General features: G+C 67.2%; 4 protein-coding genes. 2 read left to right on the top strand and 2 right to left on the bottom strand.

Going from position 1 to position 6,000, the window contains the following annotated elements:
- Window positions 1-176: 176 nt before the first annotated feature.
- Both RTQ83_RS20065 and RTQ83_RS20060 read right to left on the bottom strand, forming a co-directional pair.
- A complete protein-coding gene (locus RTQ83_RS20065) occupies window positions 177-2,744 on the bottom strand; it encodes an ATP-binding protein (protein WP_312518472.1) in 2,568 nt (855 codons plus the stop codon).
- A 114-nt stretch (window positions 2,745-2,858) separates the two neighbouring features.
- Window positions 2,859-3,395: a GNAT family N-acetyltransferase gene (locus RTQ83_RS20060; protein WP_312518469.1), complete on the bottom strand. Its 537-nt coding sequence runs from the start codon at window positions 3,393-3,395 to the stop codon at window positions 2,859-2,861.
- A 280-nt stretch (window positions 3,396-3,675) separates the two neighbouring features.
- Between RTQ83_RS20060 and RTQ83_RS20055 the strand changes: the two genes are divergently transcribed.
- Entirely contained in the window at window positions 3,676-4,152 is a 477-nt protein-coding gene (locus RTQ83_RS20055) for a chemotaxis protein CheW (protein ID WP_312518466.1), read from the top strand.
- A 35-nt stretch (window positions 4,153-4,187) separates the two neighbouring features.
- Entirely contained in the window at window positions 4,188-5,954 is a 1,767-nt protein-coding gene (locus tag RTQ83_RS20050; RefSeq protein WP_312518464.1) for a methyl-accepting chemotaxis protein, read from the top strand.
- The last annotated feature ends 46 nt before the right edge of the window (window positions 5,955-6,000 follow it).

The raw sequence follows: 6,000 nt of genomic DNA, 5'->3' as shown, positions 1-6,000 counted from the left end.
AGAGTGGACAATGTCCGACTTTTGGGGGGCAGTTCAGAAGGCGGGAACCTAAGTTCGCTGGCTCATCCACTTGCGTTTGCTTTCGTGGCTGAGCGCAGGAACTTGGGTTCCCGCCTTCGCGGGAATGACGAGCTAGGGGAGCGGGTCAAACGACCAGCTAGTAGTTACTCAGGTGCTTAACCAGCCAGTATCCGCTCCAGCGCCGCCATATCCACCGGCTTGACCAGATGATGATCGAACCCCGCCTCCTGGCTCGCATCGCGGTCTTGCGCCTGGCCGTAGCCGGTCACCGCGATCAGCAGCGTCTGCGCGGTCTCCGGTAGCGCGCGCAGGCGGCGCGCCAGTTCGTGGCCGTCCATGCCGGGCAGGCCGATGTCGAGCAGGCAGGCGTCGGGCAGGAAGCGCGGCGCGCGTTCCAGCGCGGCATACGGGTCGTGCTCGACCACCACCTCGTGGCCGGCGCCGCCGATGTACATCGCCATCACCTGGGCCGCGTCGACGTTGTCGTCCACCACCATCACCTTGCGCGCATGCGCCGGCGTTGCCGCGGCCGGTGCCGCGTGCTCGGCGCCATCGTGCCAGCCTTCGTTGCGGCGCGCGCTGCGCGGCAGCGTCACCGTGAAGGTGCTGCCCAGGCCGGGGCCGTCGCTGCTCACTGCCACGCTGCCGCCATGCAGTTGCACCAGGCTGCGCACCAGCGCCAGCCCGATCCCGAGCCCGCCCTGGGTGCGGTCGGGCGTGCGCTCGCCCTGCACGAACATGTCGAAGGCGCGTTCCAGTTCGTCCGGCAGCATGCCGATGCCGTTGTCGGCCACCACGATGCGTACCAGGCCGTCGTCGGCCTGCAGCGCCACGCGGATGCAGCCGCCCGCGGGCGTGAACTTGACCGCGTTGTGCAGCAGGTTGCCGACCACCTGCACCAGGCGCTTGCGGTCGCCCATGACGAAAACGTGTCCTTCGGCCGGCGGCGCGAACTCGATCCGGTGCTGCTTCTGGCGCGCCGGTTCCTGCGCCTGCTCCAGCGCTTCGGCCACCACTTCGCCGATGTCGATGCGCGCCTTGGACAGCGCCACCAGGCCGCGCGTCACGCGCGAAACATCCAGCAAATCATCCACCAGCCCCGACATGTGACGCGCCTGGCGCGCGATGATGGCGCTGATCTGGCGCGTGCGCGCGCCGTCCAGGTTGTCCTGGCCCAGCAGCTGGGCGCCGGAGGCGATCGGTGCCAGCGGGTTGCGCAGCTCGTGCGCCAGCATGGCCAGGAATTCGTTCTTGCGCTGGTCGGCCTGGCGCAGCGCTTCCTCGGCGTTGACGCGGTCGGTCACGTCCTGCAGCGTGCCGCGCAGCGCCGTCACCTGGCCATCGGCATCCTGCACCGCTTCGCAATGCAGGTCGATCCAGATGCGCTGGCCGTCGGCGCGCAGCACCTGCACCTGCAGCCGGCCGCTGCCGCCGTTGCGTTCCAGTTCGCGGATCAGGCGGTTGGCGCGTTCCCACGATTCCTCGGTCAGCACCGTGCCGCGCTGGTCGGCGAACGGCGGCGGCACCCGGCCATAGATGTGCGGCACCGATTCCGAGGCGGTGATCTCGCCCGTCGCCAGCTGCAAGTACCAGGTGCCGAAATGTGCCAGGCGGTGCGCGTCGCGCAGTTCGGCTTCCTTGGTCGCCAGCGCCTGCGCGCGTTCGCCCAGCAGCATCGAGGCGGCGCCGATCGCGGCCGCCACGTCGTCGACTTCCTTGACATGCATCGCCGGGATCGGGCGCGGGGGCTCGCCACGGCCCAGCGCCACCGCCGGCGCCATCAGCGCGTGTACCGAGCGCGCCAGCCGGCCGCCGATCTGCCAGGCCAGCCACAGGCCGACCGCGAACAGCAGGGTGACGCCGAACAGCAGCACCGCCAGCTGCTCGACCAGCACCTGGTTGCGGATCGCGTTCGGCACCCCGATCGCCACGCCCCAGCCGCTCAGGCGCGAGCGCGAATAGAAAGTACGCAGTTCGATGCCTTCCTGGCTGACCGATGGGACGATGCCCTCGGGCGCGCGCAGCGTGGCATAGTACAGCGGGTCGGTGACGCGGCGCCCGATGTAGCGTTCGGGACTGATGTTGCGTGCGAAGATCACGCCGGCGCCATCGAAGATCGAGGCACGCGCCCCGGCCGGCACCGCGCGCGGGGTGATCATGTCGCTGAAATAATCGGGCCGCACGCCGACGCTGAGCACATATGCCACCTGGCCCCTGACCATCACCGGAACGTCGACGCTGACCGTCGGACGGCGGCGGCCGGCGCTTTCGAACATGTTCGACACCGACGCCGTGGCGCTGGCGAATACCTTGTCCAGCTGTTCGGACGGCTCGACCGGCAGGCGGGTGCCGAACGGCACCGCAGTGTTGAGCAGCTGCTGGCCGCTGCGCTCACGCACCACCACGTTCATGTCGCCGCCGGCCAGCGCCAGCGCTTCGCGCGCCTGGCGGTGCATGGCGGCGAAGTCGCCCTTGGCCAGGGCGTCGAAGGTAGACAGGGTCTGGCCGATGGCCTGCACCTGCAGCAGCTTGCTTTCCACCGTCTGCACCAGCGCGTGCACGGTCTGCATGGTGTTGCGCTCATACTGGTCGCGGCTCTTCTGGTATTGATAGGCGAGCATCAGCGACGCGCCGATCATGCCCGGCAGCAGGGTCGCCAGGACCAGCCGGAGCAGATAGGTCCGCAGCGGCCTGCGGGTCAGGGTCGAAGAAGGGCCGTTCACATTGCTATCCAGAAACTCGTAATTTCCAGATTGTACGTGCATTCAGAGCCGCACACATGCTTCGTCGACGCCGTGGCGCGCCCGACACAATCACGGCAAGCGCTGCCGCTGCGGTTACGAGATGGTGCGCGTGCGCGTGAACAGCGTCTTGTAATAAATCGCGGTGCCGCGCCATACGCCGTTCGGCGCGCAGGCGTATTCCGGCAGCTCGCCGGCCCGGGTATAGCCGCTGTGGCGGTAGAACTGTTCCGCGCCCGAGCCGACCTCGGTATCGAGGAACAGCAGGCCGCGGCGCAGTGCCAGCGCCTCGATCTCGAGCGCCTGCATCAGGGCGGTGGCCACCCCGCGGCGGCGCGCGGTGCAGTGCACCAGCAGCTTTTGCACTTCGGCGCGGTTGGCGCCGTTCGGCTTCTGGCACAGGTCGAGCTGGGCACAGCCGATCAGGGCACGGTCGCGCTCGGCCGACAGCAGCACGCGCCGGCCGGCGTCGACCTCGAGGGCGACCGAATTCCAGTAGGCGTCCAGCTGATCCTGGTCGAGGCCGTTGACGAATCCGAGCGAATGGCCGTCGGCGACGGCGTCCAGCAGCAGCGTTCCCAGCTGAGGCCGGACTTCGGCAATAGCGCGGGCGTCGAGTCTGCGAATGATCATGCGCTTTCCTATCAAGTTAGTGATAAAGCCGGAGGGCGTTTATTAACAAGTACCAAGCATGATGTGTGCCAGTAAACGTCTGGCGTTAGCACACCGTTTGTTTAGTTGCAATTGACCGTTGTTTAGCCGCCATAGTTTGACGCTGAAAAGGTGAATTTTCGCGATTATTAACAGCTGGGCATCGCAAGTGATACTGGATTTGCGTATTCTGCTTTCCATGCAGAAATGAACCGGTGTTGTCACGGGTTCACGATGTCGTTCCCACGCTAGGAATCATGATATGGAATTCGACCCTACCAGCGACAGCGAAGTGCTGTCCTTCCGCCTCGGCCGCGAGGAATACGCGATCAGCATTCTGAAGGTACAGGAGATCCGCGGCTACGAACAGCCGACCCGCATGGCGACTGCACCGGATTATCTGAAGGGCGTGATCAACCTGCGCGGCCACATCGTGCCGATCGTCGACATGCGCATCAAGTTCGGCCTGGGCGAGCCGGTGTACGACGCCTTTACGGTGGTGATCATCCTGAACATCGCCAATCACGTGATCGGCATGGTGGTCGACAGCGTGTCCGATGTGGTGACCCTGAGCGAAGACCAGATCCGCCCGGCGCCCGAGATGGCCGCCACGCTGGACGGCAATTGCCTGCGCGGCTTGGGCACGATCGGCGAACGCATGCTGATCCTGCTCGACATCGACCGCCTGATGCAATCCGACGAACTGGGGCTGGTGACGGCATTGCCGCGCGCGGCCTGAACGACAAGATCACGACTCCACACAAGGAAACTCGAATGAAACTGGCAAACCTGAACATCGGCAAGCGCCTGGCGCTCGGTTATGGCGTGATCTGCGCCATGCTGGTGCTGATGATCGTCCTGAGCAATGCGATGCTGGGCCGCGTCAACGCCGGCACCGACGAGATCGTCAACGCCCGCATGCCGCGCATCGACATGGCAGTGCGCTTCCAGGATGAAACCAACGCCATCGCCATCGCCCTGCGTAATGTAATGCTCAGCCGCGACGCGGCCGACCGCGCCAGCCAGGTCGAGGCCATCATGGCTTCGCGCCGGGCGATGGATGGCATCCTGGCCGAGCTGAAGGCCACGCTGCAAAGCGAGAAGGGCCGCGCCTTGCTGACCCAGATGGAACAGGAAACCGCCACCTACAAGACCGGCCAGGACAACATCGTCCGCCTGGTCGAGGGCGGCGACCTGGAGCAGGCGCAGACCCTGATGGGCGGCGAGATGCGTCCGCTGCTGCTGCGCCTGAAGGCCGCCACCGGCGCCCAGGCCGCGCTGCAGAAGGAACTCGCGGCCAAGGCGGCGTTCGATGCCGAAGCCACCTACCGCAGCACCGCGCTGCTGATGTGGGGCCTGGGCGCCGCGGCGCTGGCGCTGGCGGGCCTGGTGGCGTGGCGCATCACGCGTTCGATCACCGGGCCGCTGCAGCGCGCGCTGGACGTGGCCAATACCGTCGCCGCCGGCGACCTGACCAGCCGCATCGAGGTCACCACCCGCGACGAGACCGGCCAGTTGCTGGCCGCGCTGAAAACCATGAACGCCAGCCTGGCCAACACCGTGGGCACGGTACGGGTCGGTACCGACACCATCGCGGTGGCGGCCTCGCAGGTGGCGGTCGGCGCCCAGGACCTGTCCTCGCGCACCGAGCAGCAGGCCAGCGCACTGGAAGAAGCGGCGTCGTCGATGGAAGAACTGACCTCGACCGTGCGCCAGAATGCGGATAACGCACGCCAGGCGAATGTGCTGGCGGAAGTGGCGTCGACCGTGGCGGCGCGCGGCGGCGACGTCGTGAAACAGGTAGTGGGCACGATGAACGACATCAATGCCTCGGCCACCCGCATCAACGACATCATCGGCGTGATCGACGGTATCGCCTTCCAGACCAATATCCTGGCGTTGAATGCGGCCGTGGAGGCGGCCCGTGCCGGCGAGCAGGGCCGCGGCTTCGCGGTGGTGGCGAGCGAAGTGCGCAACCTGGCGCAGCGCTCGGCAGCGGCGGCGAAAGAGATCAAGACCCTGATCGGCGATTCGACCGGCAAGGTCGAGACCGGCAGCAAGCTGGTGGCCGAAGCGGGCGCGACGATGGAAGAGATCGTGGACAGCGTGCGCCGCGTCACCGACATCATGGCCGAGATCAGCGCCGCCAGTTCGGAGCAGAGCGCCGGCATCGAGCAGATCAACCAGGCGGTAACCCAGATGGACCAGGGCACGCAGCAGAACGCGGCGCTGGTGGAAGAAGCGGCGGCCGCGGCGACGGCGATGCGCGAGCAGTCGACCCTGCTGGCGCAGGCGGTGGCGGTGTTCCGCATCGATGGCGCGCAAGCGCTGGCGGCATCGAAGGCATCGGTGACACCGGTGGTGAAGCCGGTGGCGGCGCAGACGGCGCGCATCGCGGCGCCGGCACCGGCAGCCGCGCCACGCCCGGCAGCGCCGCGTGCAGCGGCGCCGGTTGCCACGGCGACGCGACCGGCATCGAAAACGGCCGGCGCCGGCCGCGCGGCAGCGCAAGTCGATGCAGGGGAGTGGGAAGAGTTCTGACGGAGCACGGGGATCGGCCCAACGGCAAGCTGCGGCTTGCCGTTTT

It is taken from the genome of Massilia sp., from assembly GCF_031995545.1.
GTDB lineage: Bacteria > Pseudomonadota > Gammaproteobacteria > Burkholderiales > Burkholderiaceae_D > Telluria.
The sequence above is the reverse complement of the archived record's forward strand: the minus strand, read 5'-3'. Positions and strand labels throughout refer to the sequence as shown.

Bases quoted from the DNA above. Each gene is read 5' to 3' on its own strand.
- RTQ83_RS20060 (WP_312518469.1), bottom strand. From the start codon at position 3,395: ATGATCATTCGCAGACTCGACGCCCGCGCTATTGCCGAAGTCCGGCCT.
- RTQ83_RS20055 (WP_312518466.1), top strand. From the start codon at position 3,676: ATGGAATTCGACCCTACCAGCGACAGCGAAGTGCTGTCCTTCCGCCTC.
- RTQ83_RS20050 (WP_312518464.1), top strand. From the start codon at position 4,188: ATGAAACTGGCAAACCTGAACATCGGCAAGCGCCTGGCGCTCGGTTAT.